Consider the following 26,451-nt stretch of genomic DNA (forward strand, 5'->3'; position numbering starts at 1 on the left):
GGCTGGCCGAGGTCGAGGAGGGCAGCGGTCCGGAGGTGAATGCCGCTTCGGAGCTACGATTCTATATAGTGGTGTGTATCACTATGCTTGTCAAGCACTGCTTTGAGCGGGACTGGATGAGGTTTATGTCCAAAATGACCTCGCAACTGGTTTTATTATATAGAATCGCTGAGTATGGGAGCCAAGAAGTTTCCCGCAGATTTCCGATGGCCCGGCACGACGCCTCCCGCGCGTGATCCGTTGACCGATCTCTTCAGAAAGATGACGACTATGAACACCGGACACGTCAGCGAGGCGCTGACTCCGTACGAGCTCACGAGGTCGGCGACCCTTCCTGCAGTGCTTGACGCGTATGCGGGGGCGTACCCCGGTCGCACACTGTTGGTGACCAAGGACCGAACCATGACCGCTGCCGAATTCGCCGAGAGCGTCCGCAGCCTGGCCGCGTCGTTCCACGCTTTGGGATTGCCGAGGGGTTCGGCGGTGGGCATCTTGATGCCCAACGGCTGGAAGATGACGGCGGCGATGCTGGCCTTGAATTACGCAGGGCTCGTTGCTGCGCCACTGAACACCTGGTACAAAACCGCGGAGCTCGCGACAGCGCGTCGGAAGGCGAAGTTGACGGCGATCGTGGCGTCACCCGAGTTCTACGGCACCGACTATCGCGGGATGTTGGCCGATGCCGACCTACTCGAAGCCGATGTTTCCCACGGCTGGCTCGGAACATTCTTCTGGACGAAGGGTGAGTTGCCCGACGGGTTCGAGCAGCTCCCGCGCCTGACTCCGGAACATTCGACGCTGGTGTCACCCGGTGATGTATCGATGTACGTGTTCACCAGCGGCAGCAGTGCTGAGCCGAAAGTTGTCGTCGTCAATCATGACGGCCTGGTTGCCAATCCGTATCAGATGGGCCGCCGGTGGACGTTGACGCCCGAAGACAAGATCTGGTTCGCGGCTCCGATGTTCTTCGGGTTCGGATGTGTCAATGCACTGCCGGTGGCGCTGACACACGGAGTGCCGTTGTGTCTGGAGGAGCGGTTCGATGCCGCGGCATCGGCACAGTTCATCGAAGACCACAAATGTACCGTGTACTACGGGCTGGGGCCGATGACCAGGGCCCTCGTCGCCGCGGACGCTCACAACAAATTCGATATCTCTTCGTTGCGGACCGGGCCGGTGGGGTTCAGTGCGGAGGACAAGCGCCTTGCAGTCGAAACTCTGGGCGTCACAGGCGCTTCCAGCGTGTACGGACTCACAGAGTCGTACGGGAACTGCAACGTCACCGAGCCCGGCGATCCTCTGGATGTCGTTCTGCACACTCAGGGCACGATCAACTCCACACACAAGATTCGCTGCATCGATCCCGTGACCGACATGGAGGTGGTGCCGGGTGACTCGCAGCTACTGGGCGAGATCCAACTGTCAGGATGTGTCACGCCAGGCTACCTCGACGACGACGTCGCCAATTCTTCGTCGTTCTCGGCGGACGGGTGGTTCAGAACCGGTGATCTGGGTTGGATCGACAACGATGGTCGCCTGCACTTCGCCGGGAGACTGAAAGAAGTCCTCAAGATCAACGGGATCACCATTTCCCCCGCCGAGGTGGAGGGGTTCGTCGAGAGCCACCCATGGGTCGACGAAGCCTACGCGTTCGGCTGGACCCTGGAGTCGGACAGCGAACAAACCCTCTGCTGCGCAGTCGTTCTGAGCGGGAAAGCTGGAGACTCGGAGGGCGCAGAATCGATGTTGCGGTCTTGGTTGCGCGAACGCGTTTCGTCCTACAAGGTGCCAGGGCTCTTCGTGGTGATGGCACCCGGCGAGGTGCCGTTGACGGCGACCGGCAAGGTGAGCAAACGGTTGATCGGAGAGCGCCATGTCGACAGTCGACAGACCGCCGACCAGTCGCGCTGACATCTGCCTCCCAGCGAGAACATGCCTCCAAGAAGAAATGAAGGGAGAGATGACATGCATGCTGTCGTCATGACCGGTAACGGTGGTCCGGATGTGCTGAGTTATCGCACGGTGGCCGACCCGACTCCCACGCCCGGTCAGGTGGTCGTGCGCGTGTTGGCCTGCGGAGTCTGCGGCCATGACGTGGCCGACCGCGCCGGCTTGACGAAAGTGGGCGCGGGAGTAGTTCTCGGTCACGAAATTGCGGGAGAGGTGGTTGCAACCGGCGCCGCTGTCCGTGGTTTCACTGCCGGTGATCTCGTGGCCGGCAAGCAGCATCATACGTGCCGCACCTGTCGGGAATGCCGCTCCGGAGACGAATTGGCCTGCTCCGAAGCAAATTTCGTCTACGGCGGGTACGCCGAATACGTCGCGCTGGAACAGGACGTCCTGATGAAGGTCCCGGACGGCGTCGATATGGCTGCGGCTGCGGTCTCGGCCTGCGCGGTCGGAAGTTGTGTCCAGGCGCTCGAGGACGTCGCCCGTGTGCAGCCGGGTGAAACAGTCGTGATCACCGGCGCGGGGGGTGGACTGGGCCTGCACGCCATGCAGATCGCACGGCATCTCGGTGCCCGGGTGATTGCAGTGACCTCCTCCCCCGCCAAATCCGACCTACTCACGGCATACGGTGCCGACGACGTGGTGGTCGCGTCTGCCGGTATCGCAGAACAGGTGCTCGAACTCACCGGCGGTGCGGGTGCCGAGGTGGTTCTGGACAACGTCGGACTCGCGAACGTTTTCGACGGCTGCTTCAGGTCATTGCGCCGGCGTGGTCGGTATGTGTTCACCGGGCAACTGGAACGAGAGAAGATTTCGCTGTATCCCGCGTTTGTGTTCTTCAAGGAAGCGGTTGTCACGGGGTCCGCATCTACCACTACGGCGAGCTTCCGTCGGGCACTGGATCTGGTAGCCGCCGGGGCGGTGCGGCCTGTGACCCGAACGTTCGCACTGGCGCAGACCGACGGGGCGCACAGAGCAATCGGGAATTCCGACGTTGTCGGTCGCGCTGTTCTCGTTCCGTTCTGACCTCGGTCGTATCGAGGCGCACTTCCCACGGTAAGCGCTATCGGTGCGGGTTGCTTCGCCGGAGCAACCCGCACCGAAGCGTTATCGGTGTTCGGACCACCGTGACAGCACCGTGTCCACTGTTTCATCGGTTCGTGGCGGCTGTACCGTGCTCGGCGTTCGATCGAACCGGGGAGCGGGTGCCGGTTGCAGTACACCGTCGATCTCGAGGAAAGTACCACGAGCGACGTTGTGCGGATGTGCCGCAGCTTCTTTCATGTCGAACACTCCTGTCGCACAGGCCTGGTGCCCTTGAAAGGCTTCGGTCCATTCTTCGAGGGTTCGTTGTGCAACCGCATTGGCAAAAACGAGCTTCATTGCGGGCCAACGCGATCGATCGAATTGAGGTGAGAGCACCTCGGGGTCTATGTCCAACACTTGCACCAATTCCCGATAGAACTTGGGCTCGACCGAACCGAAGGCCATGTGGCGGTTGTCCTTGGTGGTGTACACCTCGTAGAACGGTGCCCCTGTATCGATGACGTTGGTGCCGGGTGGTTCGACCCATGAACCGCGATTCATCCACCCCATGATCGAGGTCATCAGCAGTGCCGACCCGTCCAGCATCGCGGCGTCGATCGTTTGTCCCATGCCCGATCGGTTTCGTTCGATCAGCGCGGACAGCACCCCGACGGTCAACAGCATTCCGCCGCCCCCGAAATCGGCCAATAGGTTGAGTGGTGGGAGCGGACGCTCGCCCTCGCGAGCGATGTACCGGAGAACCCCGCTGAGGGCCAAGTAGTTCACGTCATGGCCTGCAGCATCCTTCATCGGTCCTGTCTGTCCCCAGCCTGTCATGCGGGCGTAGATCAGGCCTTCGTTGCGAGCATGGCAGTCGTCCGGTCCTATACCCAGCCGTTCCATGACGCCCGGACGAAATCCTTCGAGGATCACGTCGGCGTTCGCTATGAGTTCCATCGCGCGCTCTCGATCGCCAGTGGTCTTGAGGTCGAGTTGAACAGCCGATCTACCGCGCCAGATTGGGGTTTCTTTGTCTCCCATCCACGCGATGTCCTCGGTGTCCCCCGACGGAGGTTGGGTCGGGGGATCGATTCTGACGATGTCCGCGCCCATGTCGGCCATCATCATGGCCGCGAAGGGAACCGGGCCGAGGCCCGCCAACTCCACGATCTTCACACCATCGAGCGTGCCCATCAGCGTTGTCCGTTCATCCATTTTGTCCGATTGTCGTCGAGTCGGTCATCACTGACCGACCATCGCCGAACTGGCGAAGATCGACTTGTATTCGAGGTAGTTGCTCAGCGCTTCGGGACCGAGCTCCCGTCCGATACCGCTGTCTTTCATTCCCCCGAACGGAGCACCCAGATCGAGGCTGTAGTAGTTGATTCCGATCGTTCCGGTACGTACTCGTCGGGCCACGTCGAGGCCACGGCTTTCGTCCGTGGTCCACACCGAGCCCGCAAGCCCGTAGTTGCTGTCGTTGGCGATCTTCACCGCCTCGTCGTCGCCATCGTAGGGAATGATCGCCAGCACAGGACCGAACACTTCCTCCCGAGCCAGCTCGTCGGAGTTCTGCACGTCTGCGAACACGGTCGGCTCCACGAACCAACCGCGGCCATCGCCGCGAGGTGTCCCGCCACCGGTGATCAGACGAGCGTCGCTGGCGATTCCCACGTCGATGAAGTGCCGCACGCGAGCCAATTGCGACTCACTCGCCATCGGCCCACAGGTGACAGCGGGGTCGAGGGGGTTGCCGACGGTCATTGCAGACGCGTAGCCGGCGACGGCATCGACGACCTCTTCGTAGCGGGATCGGGGAGCGAGGATTCTGGACTGCGTGGTGCATGTCTGGCTGTTGTTCATGAACGACGCACCATCCAAGCCCTGCACGAAGGTGCCGAGGTCGGCGTCATCGAGGACGATGGATGCCGACTTACCGCCGAGTTCCAGCGTCACACGGCGGATCAGCCGACCGCACTCAGCTCCGATGACTCGGCCTGCGGCAGTCGAGCCGGTGAAGGCGACCTTGTCGACTCCCGGATGCGATACCAAATAGCTTCCGACTTCTCTGCCTGCCAGCACGATGTTCAGAACGCCGGGTGGCAGCTCCGCTTCGACTGCGGCGTCGGCAAGGAGGTAGGAGTCCAGTGCTGTTTCCGGGGAAGGCTTCAGGACGACCGTGCAGCCGGCTGCCAGCGCGGGGGCAATCTTTGTCATGGCCAGGATCTGAGGATAATTCCACGGTGTGATCGCGGCGACGACGCCAACAGGTTCACGCCGGACGATCGTCGAACCGGCTGCACTCACCCGAACTTCCTCGAGCGGAAAGTCGGTGATCCAACCGGCGTACATCCGCAGAAGTCCCGCGGGCGCTGCGCCATTGAACGCCGAGGACAGTGCGATCGGCATTCCATTCTCGCGGCTGACGAGGGCGCTGATCTGATCGGCACGTGCATCGAGTGCGTCTGCAAATCGATTCATCGCAGCGGCCCGCTCTGCAGCGCTGGTTCTACACCATGGACCGTTGTCCAAGGCTGCTCGCGCCGCGCCGACGGCTGCGTCCATATCGGATTCTGTTCCGAGACTTGCCGTTCCCAAGGCATCGCCGGTAGCGGCCTCGATAGCGACGTGCGACCGGTCCGACGCCGGCGAGGCCCACTGGCCGTCGATGAAGAATGCGGTGCGATCCGTCTCGACAGTCGAGTCGAACGTTGCGGACATGGTTCCTCCTGTGTGGGATTTTCGGGAGTTGTATAGAAACTAGACAACACGCTCACCCTCTGCGGGGTTAGAGCTGGCACTTCCAGGGTTGCGAGGGCTAGATTCTATATGATTGTATCATTCTAGTAGTGATTCAAGACACAGTGCCGTCGTTGACTTCACGGACCGATTTGTCGGTACGGGTCACACGACTGGCACATGCCGTTTCCGCGTGGACGCCGCTGATGGAAGGCCGGGCCGATAAATGAACGAATTGCACGCCGACAATTGCCTGCTGGAAGGGCTCGAAATCATCGAGCTCGGAGAGGGGCTCGCAAGTTCGCTCTGCGGTCGAATACTGGTGGATCTAGGAGCGAGAGTGGTGAAGATCGAACCTCCGCAGGGAGATTGGCTTCGCCGATTCGAGCCACGTCACGAAGATGTGTCATTGGCCCACCGCCACTGCTCGATGGGCAAGGAGATCGTGACGACGCGGTCGGAAGTCGAGTACCAGAATGCTGTCACAGCGGCAACGGCCACTGCGGATGCTGTGTTCGACCATCCGCAGTCCCATCAGGATCCGACATCGCTCGCGTGGCTTCGCAGCCGTGAGGATCTGGTGCTGTGCGACATCCACGATGGCGCATTCGGGGAAACGACGAGACTGGGAGAGAACGGAATACAGGCGACAACCGGCCTGTGCGGGTACTTGGGTTCGGTGGAGGACTCCCCCCGCAGCGTACGTGCAGATGTCGCCTCGCTGGCGGTGGCGTCGTTCGCCGCCCAGGCCATCCTCGCCGCGCTGTTCGCGCGAGAGCGGACCGGAGTCAGAACCGTCGTCGACGTGTCCGCTACCCGATCGATCGCGTCGATCAAATCGTTGACGTGGGCAGCACAACATTGTCCCGACGCGTGGACCGGATTTCACTGCAACGCAGAGACGGGACCGGTGCAAGTTCCGTATCGAGCCGCTGATGGTCCGATCTCGTTCGATCTGGGCGCCGTGTCGATGCCCGCCTACGATCTGCTCGAAGGCGAGCTTGGGCTCGACATCGACATGACCGATCTGACACCGTCGGACATTGCCGGCTTCGGTGACGATGCAACTCGATACCGGGACGCGATCAACGCTGCCATAGGGACGATGAGTGCACACGACGTGGGTCTGGCGGTCCAGCGGGCAAGGGGTATCTCGGTTCCGTATACCCAGCTCTCTCACATTCCCGATGTTGCGCAAGTACAGTGCCTGAAGCCTTTTCACACAACGACCGACTCAGTGGGCGTGGCCGTCAAGACGCCGATTCGCAGCGCTTGCGCGACGGCACCGGTTGAATCCGGCAGACACACGAGTTCCGAGCCACTCGATTCGGCGGGGGCCGGGGGGCCTCTTGCCGGCGTGAAGGTCATCGATCTCGGCATTGCGGGCGTGGGCCCTTGGGGTGCCACGCTGCTCGCGTACCTGGGTGCAGATGTGGTCAAGATCGAGTCCCCGTCCGGTGACATGATTCAGCAGGTCGAACCCGACCAAAACGGGCGCCGCACCACCTACGCTGCGCTCAATCTCGGCAAACGAGTACGAGTTCTCGACCTCAAGACGGCCGACGGCCTGGCGGCACTCGAAAGCGCCATAAGGGAATCCGATGTCATCACCGAGAATTTCAGGCCAGGTGTCATGGCGAGGTTCGGTCTGACCCCGGCCGACATCGTGGCCTTGAATCCTCGGATCGTCACCTTCAGCTCTACCGGCTACGGCACCGAGGGACCATTCACCGAGCGGCGGGCAACGGACGGCCACATTCAAGCGCTCAGCGGATTCGCAGCGGCGAACGGACGCGGATCCACGCCGGAAGTGCTGCGCTACAACGGCTTTCTCGATCTATTGACGTCAACGATGAACGCGGTGGCAATGATCGCGGGATTGGTTCACAGCGCCCGCACCGGCAATGGCACCACGGTGTCCAACACCATGCTCGGTACCGCACTGTTCGCCGAGCAGGTCGCCATGGCCTCGGCGCTCGCGGGTGCCGAGGAACCGACGAATCTCAGCGAGCGAGCCGAGTACGCCCCCGCAGGGGCATACCGGACCAAGGATGGGTGGGTGGCGCTCGACGTGCGGAACGATCACGAGTGGGCCGCACTGCAATCCGTGCTGGAACCTCACGGGAACTCGGCGGCCCCCATCGAATTCGTCACCAATGCCGAACGAACGGCGAATCGGGATTTACTGCGACGATGGATCGAGGATCGCACACGTCGTCTCCCCACTCGTGCATGGACACTGATGTTCCATCGATCCGGAGTACCGGGTGCGGCGTACATCCGCGATGCGGAGAACCTCTGCCGCGCCGAGGCGGGTGACATCAGCCTGATCACCTCTACCCGAGGAGATGGGCACGATCCACTGTTCGTCGGAGCCTCACCGTGGGCCTTCGCTGCGTTCGGTTGCCCGGTGCCACCACCACCGCAGGCATATGAGACTGACGAAGACACAGTCGGTGTCCTTCGATGAGCGTCGACGTTGCTCGAGACGTAGAAGCGATCGATGCGCTGACGGCAACCCTGCCGGCCGGCCGCGTCATCGACGATGCCGACGTGATGAACGCCTACGCGCACGACGAAGCACAGTGGGCACCGTTCGTGACACCGTTGGCAGTGGTTCGCCCGCACACCGAACTCGAAGTACAGCAGGCGGTGAAAGTGTGTCTGCAGTACTCGATTTCCATCGTGCCGCGTGGGGGAGGAACGGGTTTGTCCGGTGGCGCGAACGCCACACCGGGATGCATCGTGCTGGTCCTGGACAAACTCGACGACATCAAAGAGATCAACGTCGACGAGCGACTGGCCGTAGTGGGTCCCGGAGTTATCAACAACGATCTACGTCGAGCATGTCTCGAGCAAGGTCTGTGGTACCCGCCGGACCCGGCGAGTGCCGCCTGGTCGAACATCGGCGGTAATGTCGCGACCAACGCCGGCGGGATCTGCTGCGTCAAATACGGAGTCACCCGTGACTACGTTCTCAGTCTTCGAATGGTCACAGGTACAGGTGATGTGGTCAGCGTCGGTAGACGAACAGCGAAAGGCGTTGCCGGGTACGACCTGGTGGGTTTGCTGGTGGGGTCGGAGGGGACGCTCGGCATCATCACCGAGGTGACGGTCCGGCTGTTGCCGGCTCCTCCTCCCTCTCGCACCGTTGCGGGGTACTTCGATTCACTGGTCGACGCAGGACGCGCAGTCGCTGCCATTGCGACTTCAGGGCTGACGCCGGCGGCGCTCGAACTGATCGACCGCCAATGCCTGGTCGCCGTCGACGAGTGGAAGAAGATGGGATTGTCCACCGAGACAAACGCTATCCTGTTGGGCCGCAGCGACACTCCCGGAGTCGAAGGAGACCAGGAGGCACAGGCGATACTCGAGTGCTTCGAGAAGTCCGGTGCGACCTGGGCAGCGGTGTCCACCGATCCCAACGAAGCCGAGGCGCTGTTCGAGGCGCGGCGGCTCGCGTACCCGGCGATGGAACGGTTGGGGCGTGTGATGACCGAGGATGTGTGCGTCCCGAAAATGGCGTTGCCCGACATGTTGGCGAGGATCGAAGCGATCGCACAGCGACATGACACCGTCATCGCGAACGTCGCCCATGCGGGCGACGGAAACCTTCATCCGATGCTGTTGGTTCGGCACGGTGACGAACACGGGAGGACCCGCGCCGAAGCCGCGTTCTCCGACATCATCACCGAAGCGCTCGAGCTCGGGGGTACCGTAACCGGTGAACACGGCGTCGGGCTGTTGAAGAAGGACGGTTTGGCGCAGGAGCTGCCCGGCCCAGTGATGGACATTCATCGCGCGATCAAAACCGCCATGGATCCCCTCGGACTTTTCAATCCGGGCAAAGTCTTCTGATCCGATCTCTTCGGCATCGAGCCCGCTTGCTGCTCACAGCGAGCGGGCTCGATGCCGGAAAGTACATCTCAGCCGGCGGCGAGAGCGGCCAGAGCAGGGACGGAAGTTGAGAGCGACGTGAGCAGTTCTGCGCGGGCGCTTCGGTAACGCGCGACATTGTCGGTCTTGATGCTTTCATATCCGCGCACCATGTCCGGCAACTCGGCGATCGCGACCGCAGTGGCCAACGATTCTGGGGTGAGATGACGAGCAAGCTCGAGCACGGTGTCGGTGTACTCGACAACGAGTTCACGTTCGAGCCGCCGAACGTGTGCGTAGCCGAACACATCGAGCTTGGTTCCTCTGACGCGTCGCAGTGCGACGAGCGTTCGCAGTGCCGGGCGGAAGTTGCGTCCGAGAGAGAGTTTGTTCTTCATTCCCAGGGCACGAAGAACGGGCGGGTGCAGCCTGATGGCGGCCTTGTTGCCACGCCCGAAACCGGCAGCAAGCTCGGCATCGAACTGTGGATCCAGTGCCAGGCGCGCCACCTCGTACTCGTCCTTGTACGCCATCAGCTTGTACAGGTAGCGGGCGACGGCCCGGGTCAGATCTTCCGAGCCAGACACGGCCGCGTTCTCCAGGGTGCGTACCTGCGCAATCGTTGTGCAGTAACGAGTTGCGTAGTCATGGTTCTGGAATGCCACGAGATCATCGACACGGGCCTCCAGAAGATCGACCAGTGGACCCGTTCGTTCCTGCGTGATCGAGCCGATCGCCTCGAGGGCGAAATTCGACAACGCCATCGGGATGCTCGAAGCCGCGCTGTGCGTGCGAGCATCGAGATCACGGCGCAGAGCATCCGGATCGGCAACGGCTTGCCGTCCCCGCCGAAACGCCTGCAGATTGACCGCGACCGATGCACCGTTGAGGGTGATCGCCTGTTCCACGGCCTCGGTGCTCAACGGCATCGTGCTTGCTTGAAATGCTGCACCGACAGCAATCATGTTGGAGTACTGCTCGTCGTCGAAGAGCTCGATTGCGAGTGTGCCTGGATCGAGGTAGAACGTTCGCGCACAGGCATTCTCGATTGTCGACCGAATGGTCGACTGCTCCGGAAACGACACCAACGTGTCTACGATCATCTTACCGGTGGGGATCTCGGTGGTGGAGACCACGGCCGATGTTCGCAGCCGCGACGCCACTTTGAGATTTCCCGGTTCGGTTCCGACAAGAGAATCGCACACCAGATACAGGTCGCACGATTCCGCACCGACTTTGTTGGAGCGTTCGTGCGCCGTCGCCGACATCTTGATGTCCGAGATCACCGCACCACCTTTCTGCGCCAAACCCGTCTGATCGAGGCTCCGCACATCGAGCCCGTCCAGCACGGCTGCAGTGGCCAGAATCTGGGCCACGGTGATGACGCCCGTTCCACCGACGCCCATAATGCGCATGTCGAATTCGTCGATTTTCTCTTTGCGCTCGGGTGAAGGAAGGTGGCCTGCATCGAGGTCGGCCACCGGTGCTTTCTGTTCGGCCACACCCGGAACGACGGTGACGAACGATGGGCAATCACCGTCCAAGCAGGAGAAGTCGAGATTGCAGGACGACTGGTGAATCTCGGTCTTGCGGCCGAACTCGGTGGCAATCGGTCGAACGGACAGGCAGTTGGACTTCGCGCCGCAGTCGCCGCAGCCCTCGCAGATCCGTTCGTTGATGACGACGCGTTCCGCCGGGGTGTCGATGGTCCCACGCTTACGCTTACGGCGCTTTTCAGCAGCGCATTCCTGATCGTGAATAAGTACGGACACACCGCTGACCGTCGCCAATTCGCGTTGGACCTCGGCGAGATCGTCTCGATCGCGAACACCGACGTCCTTGGGTAGCTTGAAGGATTTCACTCGGCGTCGATCTTCGGTTGTCACGACGATTTTCGACACGCCCTCGGCCTTAAGCAACTGGACCAAACGATCCAGCGGCATACCACCGGTGGGGTCCTGACCTCCGGTCATGGCGACGGTGGCGTTGAACAGAATCTTGTAGGTGACATTCACTCCGGATGCGACAGCGGCGCGAAGCGCAAGGCTTCCCGAGTGCATGAAGGTACCGTCACCGACGTTCTGAACGAAGTGATCCTCTTCCAGGAAGGGTGCCATCCCTATCCATTGGGCACCCTCGCCACCCATCTGGGTGACTCCGAGAACGTCGCCCGCCTGGCTCTCGTCCATGACCAGAACCATTGCATGACAACCGATTCCGCCACCGACAATGGTGTTTTCATTGACTTTGGTCGACGAGTTGTGTGGGCACCCCGAACAGAAGTACGGCGTCCGGTTCATGATCGGCAGCATGATCCTGCGGTTCCGTGGTCTGTCCCGCCACTTCGATACCGGCTCGATCTCGTACTGTTTGCCGAGCCTTCGGGCGAGTCCGGTGGTCACCGAGTCGACATCGAGTTCACCATTGGCAGGGAAGAGGGTGAGACCGGAGGAATCGATCTTGCCGGTGATGGCGGGCGCGTTCACGCGACCGTAGAGAATCTCTTTGACGCCCGTTTCGATGAAGGACCGCTTCTCCTCCACCACGATTATTTCGTCGAGACCGTCGGCGAACTCGCTGACCACTCGAGGATCGAGTGGGTAGATCATGCCCAATTTTAGAATGCGAATACCGAACTTGTTCAGAGCCCCATCGTCGAGACCGAGTATTGTCAGTGCATCGCGCACATCGAGGTACGTTTTGCCGCTGGCAATGATGCCGATTCGGTCCGAGGCACCTTTCACGACGACACGATTGAGGTCGTTCAGACGCGCGTACTCGACTGCTCGGGGCAATCTGGTCGAGATCTGACTCTCTTCCAGAGCCGCGAGGTTTGTGCCCATGAGCTTGGCCGATGGGACATGGGTGCTCGCACCGAGTTCGCCGAAGGTGGGGTCGAGTCGAAGCGGATGTACATCTGCAGTACTGGCACCGTCTGCCACCGCAGTGGCAACTTTCAGCGCCGACCACAGGCCGGTGAACCGAGAGAGAAACACCGAGTGCACGGCGAGGTCCAGCATGTCCTGGGAATCAGCCGCATACAGCGTAGGGATGTACAGATCCGCAAGAGCAGATTCGGACGAGCAGGGATAGGTGGACGACTTCGCTGCCGGATCGTCGCCGACGAGCGCGACCACGCCGCCTTTCGAATCGGTCCCGATCAAGTTCGCGTGGCGAATGGCATCGCTGGCGCGATCGAGCCCGGGCGCTTTCCCGTACCAATATCCGGTGACGGAGTCGACTTTCAACGTACCGGCTTGTCGTGCAAGTTGGCTTCCGGCGACGGATGTCGCCGCCAGCTCTTCGTTCACGGCCGGTCGATGCACCACTCGCGAGTCGGCGAGGAACTTCTGTCGTCGCATGATCTCGAGGTCGTATCCGGCCAGAGGTGAGCCCTCGTACCCGGAAACGAAGCTCGAGGACACCAGGCCGCGCCGACTGTCGAGTAGTGCACGGTCGCGAAGTGTGCGTACGAGAGCTTGGATTCCGGTGAGGTAGATACCTCCTTCCTGGCGAAGATAGCGATCGTCGAGGGAGAACTGGCGCATGGTGTCGGTAGGCATTGTCAAAGTTCCTGATCTTGTATGGGTCGGAGCGCGAGAGCGCTGGGCAAGTTACTTCGACCCGGGTCGAGTCGTATGTTCAGGACCGAACTGATCGACGACGCTTTCGATGATCGCGTTCGCAGATTCTCCTGCCCTGGTCGACAGGTCGTTGAAGACGCCGAAGATGGGATCCCAAGGCACTACCGTCAAATTCGCCACCTGTCCGCGTATCACGTACGGGTCGGTCCGAAGCAATCGATCGAGGGCTTCTTCGTCCTCGCTGCGAAACAGCAACGCGGCAGTGCGGGACGAATCATCGTCCGGCGGTGTCGGCCCCGACGCCAGAACAGTTCCCTCGCTGACTTGTTCGGCTATCCACTCCAGATGTGGAGCGAGATGTTGTCGCCAGCCCTCTGGGTCGGGGTGCGCGTACGTGACTATGAACAGCGTCAAGGAAATCTCCTTCTGGTCGACTCGAGAACGCAACGGTACTGTACGACATTGTATAGAATCGTACTGAGGTTTCGAGGCAGATGAGTCGCCTCCTCCGTCCAAATGACCGTCGAACCACAGCCAGACAGCGGGTCTCGATGTCTGAGCAAATTATATTTTCTGTTGAAAGGGTCACCAATGTTCACGTTGAATGCCGAGGAATCCGCCTTGGTCAAGACCGTCAAGGACTTCGTCGAGAAGCAGGTCAAGCCCACTGCGCATGACCTGGAGCACGCCAACGAGTACCCGGAAGAACTCATCGACACGATGAAGGCGATCGGTATCTTCGGTCTCGCGATCCCCGAACCGTACGGCTACGGCACAGTGTCGATGCCCTGCTACGTGCAGGTCACCGAGGAACTCGCCAGAGGGTGGATGAGCCTGGCGGGCGCAATGGGTGGACACACTGTTGTGGCCAAGCTGATCGTGCAGTTCGGGACCGAGGAACAGAAGCAGAAGTATCTGCCGCGCATGGCAACTGGGGAATTGCGAGCCACGATGGCGCTCACCGAGCCGAGCGGAGGATCGGACCTGCAGGCGATGCGTACCGTCGCCAGACCCGAGGGTGACGGCTACGTCGTCAACGGAAGCAAGACATGGATCACCAATGCCCGTCGCGCCGGCTTGATCGCCCTGTTGTGCAAGACCGATCCGTCGGCCGAACCGGCGCACCGAGGAGTTTCCATTCTGCTGGTCGAGAAGGTTCCCGGCTTGACCGTCTCCAAGGACCTTCCCAAGCTGGGCTACAAGGGCGTGGAGAGCTGCGAGGTGAACTTCACCGACTGCAGGGTGCCTGCCGACGCGCTCCTCGGCAGCGAAGAAGGCAAGGGCTTCGCCCAGATGATGAAAGGTCTCGAGGTTGGCCGGATGCAGGTAGCAGCGCGTGCAACCGGCGTGGCACGCGCAGCGTTCGAGGATGCGCTTCGATATGCGCAGGAACGCGAAAGCTTCGGAAAGCCCATCTGGCAGCATCAGTCGGTCGGAAACCTTTTGGCCGATATGGGAACCAAATTGTATGCCGCACGCAGCCTCCTCTTCGATGCCGCCGAACGTGTGGACTCCGGCGAGCGCTGCGACATGGAAGCCGGCATGGCCAAGCTGTTCGCGTCCGAAACCGCCATGGAGATTGCGCTCGGCGCCGTTCGCGTTCACGGTGGATACGGCTACTCGACCGAGTACGACGTCGAACGATACTTTCGGGACGCGCCGTTGATGATCGTCGGAGAGGGAACCAACGAGATTCAGCAGGGTGTCATCGCAAAGCAGCTCGTCAGGCGTGGCGGACTCGCGATCTGATCACGTCCTCACCCCCCCCCACGACTGCCGACGATCGGCAGAAGTGGGGGGTCACGGACGCGGTTCGTGCTCGAATACTTTCAGGGACAGACACTTCCGCCCACCTTGGGACGCCGTGACGGTAACGGAACCGGCCTCGCGTCCGTCGATCTGGAAGTCGATCCGCTGACCGCAGTATGCGGGCGCGAGGAGCCGATAGCTGCTGAAGACGACATGACTTCCACTGTCGCGACGGGCAACTTCCAATCCCATCAGAGCGATCAGCGGACCGTGAACTACAAGTTCGGGATGCCCTTCCACCTCGGTCGTGTAGGTCCGGTCGTAATGAATGCGGTGGACGTTGTAGGTGAGCGCGCTGAACATGAACAGCAACCGCTCGTCGGGCAACAAACCTATCGACGCCTCCGGCGCAGGAACGCTGCGCGGGACAGTGGCAGTGCCTGCTTCGACGCCGGCAGGCAACCGGTACACGATGTCGCGTTCGTCGGTCACGCACAGCTGTCCGTCGACAAACAGCTGATGCCGTTCCGTCACCAGAAGCATCCAGCCGGAGCGCCCCTCGCGGATCTTCATCGAGTCGATCTCGCTGACGCGACGAACGCTGTCGCCGATCCTGATCGAACCTGTCACGGCGATGCGCCCGCCGCCGAACATCCTGCGGCGATTGGCGATATCGGGAACCAACATGTCCTGAGCAGGGTGGCCGTCGGGACCGAGTTCCGCGGCAGTGAGTGCCGGTCGCAAATAGACCTCGTGCCACAACGGCGGGAGGACGTCGCCCTCTCCTACCGAAGGAGACCCCAGGAGTGCCGCCAGTGCCACCGCCGGCCAGGGACCGAGGACGCCATCGATCACGACTGGTTTCGGCTCCCAGGAACCGACCACTTTCCGAAAAACCGACGGGGCTTCACTCGTCGTCATGTTCACAATCCCTCGTTGGTTAGGCACCTACCACTGATAAAAATATAGTATATAGAATAGGATCAACCGTGACCGCCGACTGAGGAACCGACCCCACGCATGAACGACTCGACAATCAGTGACGCACGCACCCTCCTGTTCGTACCCGGCGACAAACCGGAGCGTTTCGACAAGGCCGTCCACTCGGGTGCGGATCTGACCGTTCTCGACCTCGAAGATGCAGTGGGATCCACCGACAAAGCGTCGGCCAGAGTCAACACCGTCCGCTACTCGTCCGGTGGGATCCACGTGGCTATTCGAATCAACGACGCGTCGACTCCGCACTTTCGCGACGACATGGACGCTGTCATGGCGCTCGAGTGCACCGTTGTTTTGGCCAAGTCGACCGCCGAGTCGGTGACCACCCTGACGAAAGCGCTTCCGACACACCGGGTCATTGCCCTGATCGAGACCGCCCGAGGCGTCCTGGACGCGGGTGCCATCGCCGAGACAGCCGGCGTCGCTCGACTCGCACTCGGTGCTATCGACCTCGCTGCCGAACTCGGCGTCGATCCGAACCGATCACCGCTGATCGACCGAGCGCGAAGCGACCTCGCATACGCCTCCGCCGCCGCGGGACTCCCAGGCCCGATCGACGGTGTCACACCCTCCATCGGCGACGATGCAGCCCTCGATCATGACATCGCGCGCGCGCAGGAATTCGGATTCACGGGCAAGCTGTGCATCCACCCACGCCAAATCGAGGCGACCCATTCCGCTATGGCTCCGACCGATGCCGAGGTGGCATGGGCACGTCGAATACTCGGCGAAGCGGCCGACCCGAGCAACGGATCGGTGTTCACCGTGGATGGATGCATGGTCGACAAACCGGTGATGGACCGCGCACGAGCGATCGCCGCACGAGCAGGAAGAACACGATGACCAAAACATCGCCATGACCTGTGAGATCCAGCAGACGACTGCGCTGGCATCACTCTCAGTCGGCGGCGACCGTGATTGTACGCGTTGATGTTTCGGACTCTCACATCGGATTCATCCGCCAGGGCCGTAGCCGTAAACCGCATGTGCGACCAGTTTGTCACCATCGTGAGCGACGTCGTGGGCGTCTCCGACGCCCCAGCGCTGCGCAGCCATCCTCCTGACCGGCGCACACGGAGTGCCTCGTCCGCTACCTGCCTCCTGCAATATCCCGGCTTACTTTCCTCGCTCGAGACGTTCAGACAGCACTGAGGCCCACCCAATCCGTCCGAGGTTCCCCGGATGGTGGACTCCGAGATAGCGAAACCGAGGGTTCCGTTGGAAGGATGCCTCATGTCCCGCACACGCAGGTCGTTCACGACCGAGTGCACGGTCGAGTCCGCCCGTAGAGTGATCGATTCCGGCCACACCATCGCCGAGGTCGCCCGTGAACTGGGCACTAACGAAGCTTCACTCTCAGCCCGGCCATCACCCGCCCAGTCCGAGCGCATCCACCTGCGTCCACACGAATGCTCACCGATGAGTTAGCAACGAGTTGTGACAGCTTGTGACATCGAGCAACATATCCTGCCCACGACCCGGCAAATCCCCAGGTCACAAGCGACACATAAACCCAGGTGGACGAACCGAGCTCGCACAAGAAACGAGCGGCCACAACAGGCCAAAAAGAGACGGCCCCAACCGTTTTCGCTGGTCAGAGCCGTCCGAAAGAGCCTCCTAACGGGATTGAACCGTTGACCGCTCGCTTACAAGGCGAGTGCTCTACCGCTGAGCTAAGGAGGCAGTGAAGCGAGGCAATCATATCCGTTCATCGGACGCTCAGTGTCAACAGGTACCTTGTCGGTGGATCACCCCAGCAACGTGTAAAGACGGTCATGACTTTCCTGCAAGACCTGACGGCTTCGCTGAGCCGTCTCACCGGTGAGCGTCGGGCCACCATCGATACACCGACCGCAGCACCGTCGCCCCTTCGTCCGATCGATCTGACCGACGATGCGTCGGTTGCGGAGGTCCTCGATCTCGCGGTTCGCGTCGGCGAAGTTCTGTTGGCCTCGGGCACGGCAGCGATGGATACGGCGACTCAGGTGCAGTTCATCGCCGCGACGTACGGCCTCGCTCGGTGCGATGTGGACGTCACGTACAACTCGATCACCCTCAGTGCGCACCGCGGCCCGACGCGTCCCCCGGCGTCGACGATGCGCATCGTGCATTACCGGTCGATGGATTTCACGCGGCTGGCCGAGGTCGACCGTCTCATCCGCGCCGTGCGCGTGAAGATGGTGCCGCCTAGTGCGGCGCTCGAGCGGCTCGACGAGATCACCAAGGCTCCGCACCCGTACAACCGGTGGATTGCGACTCTGGCGTGGTCTGGGATGGCCGCGGCCATCAGTGTGCTGCTCGGCGGTGGCGCGCTGGTTGCTGTGGTCAGCTTCCTGACGACGATGGTGATCGACCGCATCGGACGCGTACTCAACCGCGCGGGCCTGCCGTTCTTCTTCCAGCAGGTCGTCGGAGGCTTCGTGGCTGCGACACCGGCGATCACCCTCTACAACTTCCAGGACCAACTGAACATCGACATCTCGCCGTCGCAGATCATCGCGGCCGGTGTGATCGTGCTGCTCTCGGGTCTCTCGCTCGTCGGCTCGGTGCAGGACGCGATCACCGGCGCCCCGATCACCGCGGTGTCCAGATTCTTCGAGGTACTGATGATGACCGGCGGCATCATCGCCGGCGTCGCGACATCTCTGCGGTTGGCTGCGCTGATCGGCAGCGATCTACCGCAGATCAGCAATCTGGCCCCACCGGACATCCTGCAGGTCCCCACCAAGGTGATCGCCGGCGCGGCAGCGTCACTGTTCTATGCATTGGCCTGCTACGCAGAACGTCGTGCGCTGACGGCTGCATTCATGGGCGGCTTCGCGGGCTCGCTGGTGTATCTGCTCTCGCAGACTCTCAATGTGGGACCGATCATCGCCTCGGCCATCGCCGCTACCGTCGTCGGATTCGCAGGTGGTCTGTTGGCACGTCGTGCGCTGATTCCGCCGCTGATCGTCGCCGTCGCGGGCATCACTCCACTGCTCCCCGGCCTGGCGTTGTATCGCGGTCTGTACGCGATCCTCAACGACCAGCTACTGCTCGGCATCAGCTCGTTGTTCGCAGCGTTCGGCGTCGGCTGCGGTTTGGCCGCGGGTGTGACACTCGGTGAGTGGGGTGCCCGAACCCTGCGTCGACCACGCATTCTCGCGCGCACCGAGGAACTACTGCGCCCGACGCTTCGCCGCACAGAAGAACCGCGCCGACCGACAGTTCGTCGGCGGCGCGGTACGAGTCCTTCGTAGAAGGCGGAACTCAGGCCTCGGTGCTAGGGGTTCCCTCAGCGGATGCGCGTGCAGCAGCGTCGGCCTCCATGGCCTCACGCAGGCTGCGCGGACGCATGTCGGTCCAGTTCTTCTCGACGTACTCCAGGCACGCGGCGCGGGTGTCTTCACCGAAGACGACACGCCATCCCTGAGGGACCTCGGAGAACGTCGGCCACAGCGAATGCTGGTCTTCGTCGTTGACCAGCACGAAGAAGCGTCCGTCTTCGTCATCGAACGGGTTGGTACTCATCTCGCCTCACTCGTCGCGAACGTTTGGTTGGTAAGTCTGCACCGTGAGGTGCCACACGACCCTAGCAACGCAGGTCGGGCCGTGGTGCCGTCAGGCCTTCAAGAAGCCGAGCAGTTCGGCGTTGACGGCCTCGGGACGCTCGAGATATCCGTAGTGCCCGGCGTCCGCGATCTCCACGTACCGGGCACCGGGGATGGCGTCGGCCAACTCCTTGCCCAAGTAGGGCGGGATCATCCGATCGTCGGCGAATCCGACCGACAGACACGGCACTGCCACCCCGCGATAGGCGGCAGTTCGATCGAAATCGTCGTCCATTCCCAGCTGAGCGCGCACTCCGGCGGACGGTGAGGAGGCAGAGAACTCGAACAGGTCCAGCCAGTCACGCGCCCCGCGAGAATCGCGCAACGTCGCAGGCGACAGGTTCATCACCGCGGTCACCGCGGCCGAGTAGGTGCCGGGAAGCTCCACGCGCTTGTCGTAGAGGGCTCGTTCACCCTGTGCAAGTGTTTTCTGGAACTCGTCGACCCGCGCGTGGCCGGCGAGGAACACCGCTTTGCGAACCAGGTCGGGCCTGCTCAGCGCGAGCTCCTGCGCGACGCGTGACCCCATCGACGTTCCGACGACGTAGGCCTTCTCGTCACCATTGCGGACGAGCTCGATCAGACCGGCGGTGTCGGCGACCATGTCCTTCATGGTGATGCCGTGTGTGCTCTCCGACGAGGGAGCGATGCCGCGATTGTCGAACGTGCACACCCGGTAACCCGCTGCTGTGAGCGCCGGCACCTGATGCAGCTCCCACACACGACCGGGGCTGCCGGTGCCCATGACGAGAACGACCAGGTCTCCACTGCCTTTGACCTGGTAATTGATGTCGATGCCGTTGATCTTGGCGATTGGCATACGTCTCCTTACTGCTGATTCGTCCGTCGGGGATCGTATCGTCCGATACCGACGTGGGGTTACTCGAACAGCCAGTGGGTACCTGGTGTTACATGACTGACGAGAACGTAGCGGGCGAAGCACGCAAGGGACTGCTCGACGGAATCAAGGGCAAGGCCAAAGAGGTCGCGGGTGCGGTGACCGGCAACGACTCGTTGACAGCCGAGGGCCAGTTGCAGGCCGCGCAGGCCCGCGAGCGCAAGGAGGCCAATGCCACGGAGCGGGTCGCCGAGGCGCAGGCCACCGAGGCCGCCGAGGAGCTGGCCGATGTGCGCACTGCAGCGGAGCGCCGTCGGGAAGCCGCAGAAGAGAACGCCGCGGTCACCGAAGCCAACGCCGATCGGGTTCGCCAGACTCAGCTCGCCGCCGCCGAACAGGAGAAGCGTGAGGCAGTGGCGCAGGAGCGCGCTGCAGCCGAGGTCGACGCGACCGCCGAACAGATCGAAGCCGACGAGGACCGTCGCATCGAGCAGGCCGCAGCCGATTCCGACGAGATGGTGGCCGCACAGAAGCACCAGGAAGCACTTCGTCAGGCCGAAGCCGATCGCAAGAAGGCCGAAGAGCTCCGCAACCAGGCCTGAACCACTACCTCATACCAGGAGTTTCGCTTCATGAGCGTTTTAGCCATACCACTGACCATCCTCCGCATCCAGTACAAGATCGCCCGAATTCCGTTGCAGCTCATCGAAACCAACGTCGTCGAGAAGATGAATGCAGAAGCACCCGCGCGCCTGGTGTACGAGCACACGCTCGGATCGCTGGACCGCGCCGTCGGAAACCTGTTGGGAGACAAGAGCCTCGCCGACCGCGGCGAGACCCTCGTCGACAGCACCGAGAACCGCGCCGAGGCAGCCCGTCTCGACGCCGAGGCTCGGGCCAAGAAGGCCGCGGCCGACGACGAACTGAAGGTCGCTCGCGAGACGGCCGAGAAGGATCGCCGCGCAGCCGACGCCGCCGCTCAGGAAGCCGCACGTGACGCCCGCCAGGAGGCCGAGCAGCGCAAGCGCGAGGCCGCTCAGGACGCCGAGCGCAAGGCCGCTGCGGACAAGAAGAAGGCCGACGAGCAGGCCGCTGCCACCGCGAAGGCAGCCGAGGATCGCAAGAAGGCTCAGCAGGCCCAGGTCGACAAGCAGGAGAAGCTGGCCGCTGCGCCGTCCGAGGCCGAATTGGCCGAGGCCGCCGAGCGTTCCGACGAAGCCGCCGCCAAGAAGGACGAGGCGGAGCGCATCGAGAAGCTGTTCATCGCGGAGAAGAACAAGGACTGACTTCGGTCTTGTCGGCGAATGACGTCGGCCGGTCCTATCTCCGACAGGACCTCACACCCTTTTTGCCGACTGCGCGGCCCCTACTCGCATAGAGTAGGGGCGCGCAGTCGTCGATCGGGGCGCGCGGTCCCACCATCAGTTGATCAATCGAGGACGCGAGCGAGAAACGCGGCGATGTTGTCTTCGACTGCTGCGGTTCGCGTCGGGACGTCGAAGTCCTCTTTGAACTGACGGCCCAGCGCCGGGGTCTTCTTCTTGCGTGCGTAGAGCGAGCAGGCGAGGTCCGAGCAGATGTAGGTGCCCACCGTGTTGCCGCGCCTGCCGGATTCGCCTGCTTTCGCGGCAGCCATCAGAGACACTCCGCCGTTGGCGTGCGTGGTGAGGCAGATGCTGCACATCTGCGCTGTGCGCGGACCACCGACTTTGTAGCGCAACGAGATTCCGCGCAGGCGATCCTCCGAAGGAACGACGATGTAGCTCCTCCCGGCGAGCTTGGGATCGACCCAACCGAAGAAGTCGAGATCGTCCCACGGCACAGCGTCGAACATGTCGGGAAGGGAGAGCCGACCGGCGTCGCCCTTGGACGAGTTGACGAACGACGACCTGATGTCGCGTTCGGAGATCGGTTCCATGTCACTGCCTCCAGTGCTGTAAGAGTGTGTCGATTCCGTCGAGGATGCGGACCCAGGACTGCTGCGAGTCGGGGGCACTGTGAGCGAACGAGCCGGCCGCATCGAGGCTCGCGTAGCCGTGAAAGACACTGCCGAGCAATCGAACTGCGTGGACCTGATCCTCTTCGCCGAGGTCGTACCCGCGGAGAATCGCCTTCATCATCGCCGAGTGACGCACGCCCGCACTCGCGAGAGCGGTCTCGTGATCGAGTGGAAACTGCGTCGCTGCATAGCGACCTGGATGTTCGCGCGAATAGTCGAGATACGCGTCGGCGACGGCAACCAGAGCGTCCTTGCCCGCTCGGCCTGCCAGGGCATCGGACACCCGATCGGCCAGTTCCTCCAACGCCAGCAGCGCGATCCCGACGTTCAACTCGTGCGAGTTCTTCAGATGCGAGTACAGGCTCGCAACCTTCACGTCGAAGCGTCTGGCTATCTCGCTGGCAGTCACGCGATCGAAGCCGACCTCATCGGCCAGATCCGCTCCTGCTGCCACGATGCGCTGCGCGGTCAATCCTGCGCGTGCCATGCCGGCCTCCTCGTCGATTCGAGGACACCGTAACCAAAACTAATAGCTTTAGGCAAATCCCTATATCGATCAGCGGCCCTGCCACGCCTCCCACAACTGTGCGTATCGTCCACCGGCCGCGACCAGCTCCTCGTGCGGACCCTGCTCCAGAATCCGGCCGTGCTCCAACACCACCACGCGGTCGGCCGCAGCGGCCTGCGTCAGGCGATGCGCGACGATCAATGTGCTGCGTCCCTTCGTGGCCGCCTCGGCGGCGGCCTCGAGATCGCGAGCACCGGAACTGCCGGCTTCCGCGGTGGCCTCGTCCAGCACCGCGACGGCGGGATCGGCGAGAACCAAACGTGCCAAGGCCAATTGCTGCGATTGTGCCGCGGTCAACTGGTGCCCGCCCTCCCCGACGGCGGTGTCGAGTCCGTTCTCGAGCGCCTCGACCCACCCCCACGCTCCGACGGTGCGCAGCGCGGCTTCGACGTCGTCGCGACCGGCAGCCGGTGCGGCGAGCCGCACGTCGTCGATCAATCGGCCGGCGAACACGTGGACCTCCTGGCTGACGATCGCCACATGTCGTCGTAACCCGTCGCTGCCCAGCGCATCCAGTGATGCTCCGCCGACACGAACCGTCCCCGCCGTCGACGCCATGGAACCGGCCGCGATCGCCGCGATCGTGGATTTGCCTGCACCGGTGGATCCGACGAGTGCGACGGTCTCGCCGTCACCGACCCTCAGGTTCACCCCGTGCAGCACCTCGTGCCCGGACTCGTACTCGTGCCGCAGATCGGTGACGTCCAATGTGGCGTCGGCGGGCACGGAACCGTCGCCGACGGGTCGCTCGTCGGGGATGTCGATGACTCCGACCAGACGCGCCAACGACGCACCGGCGGACTGGATGTCGTCGAACGTGAACAGCAGGGTGCCGATCGGATTGAACAGGCGATGGAACAGCAGTGCCGCGGCCGTCGTCTCGCCTACGGTGACGTAATCGCCTCGTACGAGCAGGAATCCGGCCAGCAGGATCACCGACAGTCCGACGCACTCGGCGCGGTTGCTCCGAGATCCGAAGCGGGTGAACAGGCGGAACACGTCGACGCCGATGTCTCGGGCCTTCGCCGACGCTCTGTCGATCTCGCTCAGGTGCGCCGACTCGAGTCCGTACGCACGAACGGTTTTCGCGCCCTGCATGCTGCTGACGAACGACTGTGCTCGCTCCCCCATCGCGACGCGTTCGGCCGCGTACTTCGGCGCCGAGCGCGGCAGATACCACCGCAGCGCGAGGACGTACATCGGCAGCGCGACGAGCCCCGCCAGGCCGAGCCGCCAATCGATGCCGAGCATCGTGATCATGCTCAGACACACGAGCAGGATCGCACCGACCAGCTGTGGGATCACCTCACCGATCGACTTGGCCATCACAGCGACGTCGTCGCCCACCCGGGAGAGCAAGTCGCCCTTGCCCACTCGCTCCAACGTGGCGACGGGCAGATGCAGCGCGCGGCGCACGACGGCCTCGCGCAGCGACGCCAGAATACTCTCACCGAGAGTGCTGATGAGATAGCCGCTGAAACCGGTGACGATGCCGCCGATCACCGCGGCCACCGAGATCACGACGACGACACCGATGATCGTCGACGTGTCGGCGCCGTCGCGGACACGGTCGACCAGAACACCCAGCACGTAGACGGGTACCAGCGACATGGCCGCGGCAACCGCGCCGAGCAGCAGCGTCACCGCGGTGCGAACTTTCCGCAGACGCAGCTGTTCGAGCAGCCACCGACCTGAGCGAGCACCGGTGGCGATGGGAAGAAGTTCGGGGGTGGTCATCGCAGCACCGCGTCCTTGTACTGCGCGTCCGAGGACGCGAGATGGTGGTGCGTGCCCTCGGCGACGACGCGACCGTCGTCGACGACGAGAACGCGATGGGTCACCGACAGCAACGCGGGGCTCGTGGTGATGAGGATCGTTGTCTGCGAGCCTCGTTCGGTATGTCGAAGTTCGGCGATGCCGCGGGCGATGGCGTGCTCGGTGACGGCGTCGACGGCCGTGGTGGGGTCGTGCAGCACCAGGACCGGGGCGTCGACCGACAGTGCGCGCGCCAACGCCACTCGCTGGCGTTGGCCACCGGACAGGCTGGCTCCGCGGTCGGTGACGGCGTGATCGAGACCGGCCTCGTGCAATTCGACGACGTCGGTGGCCGCGGAGGCGTGCAGCACGACGTCGAGTTCGGCGTCGGGCCGCTCCCGGCCTGCGGTGACGTTGCTGCGGACGGTTCCCGCGAACAGGTCGGTGATGTGGGGTTCGACGAGCACGGTCTCTCGGGCGCGTCGAAGATCGATCTCTCCCGCCGAAATACCGCCGATACGAACCGATCCGGTGTAGTCGGCGTCGGAGATCTGACCGGACAGCAGCGTAGCGAGCGCTTCCCCGTCCTGCGGCCGGTATGTGACCACGCCGAGCATCTCGCCCGGTTCTGTGTGGAACGTGAGACCGTCGAGCGATCGGAACCGAACGTCGTCGACGGCAAGATCTGTGTCTACCGGAACCGTTGACTCGGACTGCGGTAGAACGTGTTCCGCACCGAGTACGAGGGCGAGCCGATCGGCGGATCCGCGCACCATCGCCACCACGCCGGGGATCTTCGACAATCCGGTGAGAGGTTCGATGACGAACTGCGCGAGGCCGATGACGGTGATCAACTCGCCGACCGAGATCCGGCCCTGCAGCGCGAACCACCCGGCGGTACCGGCGATCCCGACGGCCAGCAACGCGTTGACCGTTGCCGACAGGCCCTGATAGACGTTGTTCGCGCGAGCGAGCTTCAGAGTCGCGGCCAACGCTGTTCGACTCGATGTCACGAATCGCTGCGTCGCGGCATCCTCGGCACCGATTCCGCGAAGCGGCCGGACACCGCTGACCAGATCGGTTGCCATACCCGACACCCCGGCCACCTCGGCCTGCTGCGCAGTGGCAGCACGGGTGAGCAACGGAGCGAGTCGTTGCAGCGCGATGAGGATGACCGGTGTCCCGATGACGACGGCGAGACCGAGCGGAACGTCGATCACGATCAGCGCGACGGCGGACGCGACGACCGCCACCGCGGACGCGAAGACCCGTGCGATCAGATCGAGAATCCAGGACTCCTTCTCGGCGTCGGACGTCGAGACCGTCAGCAACTCGCCCGCCGACAACTCGGTACGCACACCCCGCGGATCGAGGACGCGACCGGCGACCTCCACGCGCACCAGGTGCGCCTCCCGCTCGATGGCGACCACGATGATGCGGGCACCGATCCGCCACGCGTACGACAGGGTGACGAACAAGGCCGCCAGACCGACCAACGAGAGCACCATCGCGGTCACATCACCGGTGTCGATGGCCCGCGAGACGATCAGTCCGATCGCCACCGGGACCATCGTTTCGCACAGTTGATGTACCCCGAACAGCAGCGACGAGACGATCAGGCGGGTGCGATGCCGTCGAACGGTGCGACGCAGAATTGCGGAGCCGGTGGCCGGAGAGGGCACCTCCACCACTGTCCGAGCACGGCGGAGCGGCACAGAAACGGTCATTTGCTGCAGCCTAGGGCATCGGGAACTGGCGATGGGGTGCCACATTTACAT

At 62.8% G+C, this 26,451-nt stretch carries 21 protein-coding genes and 1 tRNA gene; 10 read left to right on the forward strand and 12 right to left on the reverse strand.

All coding sequences use genetic code 11. The features are described 5' to 3' along the window. Positions 1–174 precede the first annotated feature (174 nt). A complete protein-coding gene (locus tag CH306_RS28085) occupies positions 175–1,911 on the forward strand; it encodes a class I adenylate-forming enzyme family protein (protein WP_256981297.1) in 1,737 nt (578 codons plus the stop codon). A 54-nt stretch (positions 1,912–1,965) separates the two neighbouring features. Then, complete coding sequence (locus CH306_RS28090; protein WP_179272990.1) at positions 1,966–2,976, forward strand: alcohol dehydrogenase catalytic domain-containing protein; 1,011 nt, start codon at positions 1,966–1,968, stop codon at positions 2,974–2,976. A gap of 81 nt (positions 2,977–3,057) precedes the next feature. On the opposite strand, the gene CH306_RS28095 is transcribed toward CH306_RS28090, so the two are convergent. Further along, on the reverse strand, positions 3,058–4,191 hold the full coding sequence (locus tag CH306_RS28095; protein WP_094648507.1) for a CaiB/BaiF CoA transferase family protein: 1,134 nt from the start codon (positions 4,189–4,191) through the stop codon (positions 3,058–3,060). Between the two features lie 27 nt (positions 4,192–4,218). Continuing rightward, positions 4,219–5,697 carry an aldehyde dehydrogenase gene (locus CH306_RS28100; RefSeq protein ID WP_094648508.1) on the reverse strand — a complete coding sequence of 493 codons (1,479 nt, stop codon included), beginning with the start codon at positions 5,695–5,697 and terminating at the stop codon, positions 4,219–4,221. A gap of 244 nt (positions 5,698–5,941) precedes the next feature. Between CH306_RS28100 and CH306_RS28105 the strand changes: the two genes are divergently transcribed. Next, the gene (locus CH306_RS28105) at positions 5,942–8,185 is read left to right on the forward strand and encodes a CaiB/BaiF CoA-transferase family protein (protein ID WP_094648509.1); all 2,244 of its coding nucleotides are present in this window, start codon (positions 5,942–5,944) and stop codon (positions 8,183–8,185) included. Then, entirely contained in the window at positions 8,182–9,573 is a 1,392-nt protein-coding gene (locus CH306_RS28110; protein WP_094648510.1) for an FAD-binding oxidoreductase, read from the forward strand. The genes CH306_RS28105 and CH306_RS28110 overlap by 4 nt, the downstream gene beginning before the upstream one ends. Positions 9,574–9,641: 68 nt before the next feature. On the opposite strand, the gene CH306_RS28115 is transcribed toward CH306_RS28110, so the two are convergent. Together CH306_RS28115 and CH306_RS28120 are read right to left on the reverse strand one after the other, a co-directional pair. Continuing rightward, positions 9,642–13,154, reverse strand: a complete 3,513-nt coding sequence (locus CH306_RS28115; RefSeq protein ID WP_179272991.1) for an indolepyruvate ferredoxin oxidoreductase family protein — start codon at positions 13,152–13,154, stop codon at positions 9,642–9,644. 51 nt (positions 13,155–13,205) lie between these two features. Beyond that, positions 13,206–13,589: a YciI family protein gene (locus CH306_RS28120; protein ID WP_179272992.1), complete on the reverse strand. Its 384-nt coding sequence runs from the start codon at positions 13,587–13,589 to the stop codon at positions 13,206–13,208. Between the two features lie 177 nt (positions 13,590–13,766). On the opposite strand from CH306_RS28120, the gene CH306_RS28125 reads away from it, so the two are divergent. After that, the gene (locus CH306_RS28125) at positions 13,767–14,924 is read left to right on the forward strand and encodes an acyl-CoA dehydrogenase family protein (protein ID WP_094648512.1); all 1,158 of its coding nucleotides are present in this window, start codon (positions 13,767–13,769) and stop codon (positions 14,922–14,924) included. A gap of 51 nt (positions 14,925–14,975) precedes the next feature. Here CH306_RS28125 and CH306_RS28130 read toward each other — a convergent pair whose 3' ends face one another. Then, a complete protein-coding gene (locus CH306_RS28130; protein ID WP_143544561.1) occupies positions 14,976–15,845 on the reverse strand; it encodes a hypothetical protein in 870 nt (289 codons plus the stop codon). Positions 15,846–15,944: 99 nt separating this feature from the next. Between CH306_RS28130 and CH306_RS28135 the strand changes: the two genes are divergently transcribed. Both CH306_RS28135 and CH306_RS28925 read left to right on the forward strand, forming a co-directional pair. Next, entirely contained in the window at positions 15,945–16,766 is an 822-nt protein-coding gene (locus tag CH306_RS28135; protein WP_094648514.1) for an HpcH/HpaI aldolase/citrate lyase family protein, read from the forward strand. 390 nt (positions 16,767–17,156) lie between these two features. Beyond that, entirely contained in the window at positions 17,157–17,351 is a 195-nt protein-coding gene (locus CH306_RS28925) for a transposase (RefSeq protein WP_179272993.1), read from the forward strand. A 183-nt stretch (positions 17,352–17,534) separates the two neighbouring features. On the opposite strand, the gene CH306_RS28140 is transcribed toward CH306_RS28925, so the two are convergent. After that, positions 17,535–17,606: transfer RNA gene (locus tag CH306_RS28140), tRNA-Thr, on the reverse strand. 92 nt (positions 17,607–17,698) lie between these two features. Here CH306_RS28140 and CH306_RS28145 point away from each other — a divergent pair. Next, a complete protein-coding gene (locus CH306_RS28145) occupies positions 17,699–19,162 on the forward strand; it encodes a threonine/serine ThrE exporter family protein (RefSeq protein WP_032396059.1) in 1,464 nt (487 codons plus the stop codon). A 10-nt stretch (positions 19,163–19,172) separates the two neighbouring features. Here CH306_RS28145 and CH306_RS28150 read toward each other — a convergent pair whose 3' ends face one another. After that, a complete protein-coding gene (locus CH306_RS28150; RefSeq protein WP_008710007.1) occupies positions 19,173–19,433 on the reverse strand; it encodes an MbtH family protein in 261 nt (86 codons plus the stop codon). A 90-nt stretch (positions 19,434–19,523) separates the two neighbouring features. Then, positions 19,524–20,333 (reverse strand): alpha/beta fold hydrolase, encoded by an 810-nt coding sequence (locus CH306_RS28155; RefSeq protein ID WP_094648515.1) that lies wholly within the window; start codon positions 20,331–20,333, stop codon positions 19,524–19,526. Between the two features lie 92 nt (positions 20,334–20,425). Between CH306_RS28155 and CH306_RS28160 the strand changes: the two genes are divergently transcribed. Beyond that, positions 20,426–20,953, forward strand: coding sequence for a general stress protein CsbD (locus CH306_RS28160; protein WP_094648516.1), 528 nt, complete (start codon positions 20,426–20,428; stop codon positions 20,951–20,953). A gap of 30 nt (positions 20,954–20,983) precedes the next feature. Continuing rightward, a complete protein-coding gene (locus CH306_RS28165; protein ID WP_094648517.1) occupies positions 20,984–21,637 on the forward strand; it encodes a hypothetical protein in 654 nt (217 codons plus the stop codon). A gap of 143 nt (positions 21,638–21,780) precedes the next feature. Here CH306_RS28165 and CH306_RS28170 read toward each other — a convergent pair whose 3' ends face one another. From CH306_RS28170 to CH306_RS28185, 4 genes are all read right to left on the reverse strand, one after another. Continuing rightward, complete coding sequence (locus tag CH306_RS28170; RefSeq protein WP_094630303.1) at positions 21,781–22,269, reverse strand: FBP domain-containing protein; 489 nt, start codon at positions 22,267–22,269, stop codon at positions 21,781–21,783. A gap of 1 nt (position 22,270) precedes the next feature. Continuing rightward, a complete protein-coding gene (locus CH306_RS28175) occupies positions 22,271–22,837 on the reverse strand; it encodes a TetR/AcrR family transcriptional regulator (protein ID WP_094648518.1) in 567 nt (188 codons plus the stop codon). Between the two features lie 69 nt (positions 22,838–22,906). Then, positions 22,907–24,655: an ABC transporter ATP-binding protein gene (locus CH306_RS28180; RefSeq protein ID WP_094648519.1), complete on the reverse strand. Its 1,749-nt coding sequence runs from the start codon at positions 24,653–24,655 to the stop codon at positions 22,907–22,909. After that, positions 24,652–26,400 carry an ABC transporter ATP-binding protein gene (locus CH306_RS28185; RefSeq protein WP_179272994.1) on the reverse strand — a complete coding sequence of 583 codons (1,749 nt, stop codon included), beginning with the start codon at positions 26,398–26,400 and terminating at the stop codon, positions 24,652–24,654. The genes CH306_RS28180 and CH306_RS28185 overlap by 4 nt, the downstream gene beginning before the upstream one ends. Positions 26,401–26,451 lie beyond the last annotated feature (51 nt).

Source organism: Rhodococcus sp. 15-725-2-2b (genome assembly GCF_002259075.1).
In the GTDB taxonomy this organism is placed as follows: Bacteria; Actinomycetota; Actinomycetes; order Mycobacteriales; family Mycobacteriaceae; genus Rhodococcoides.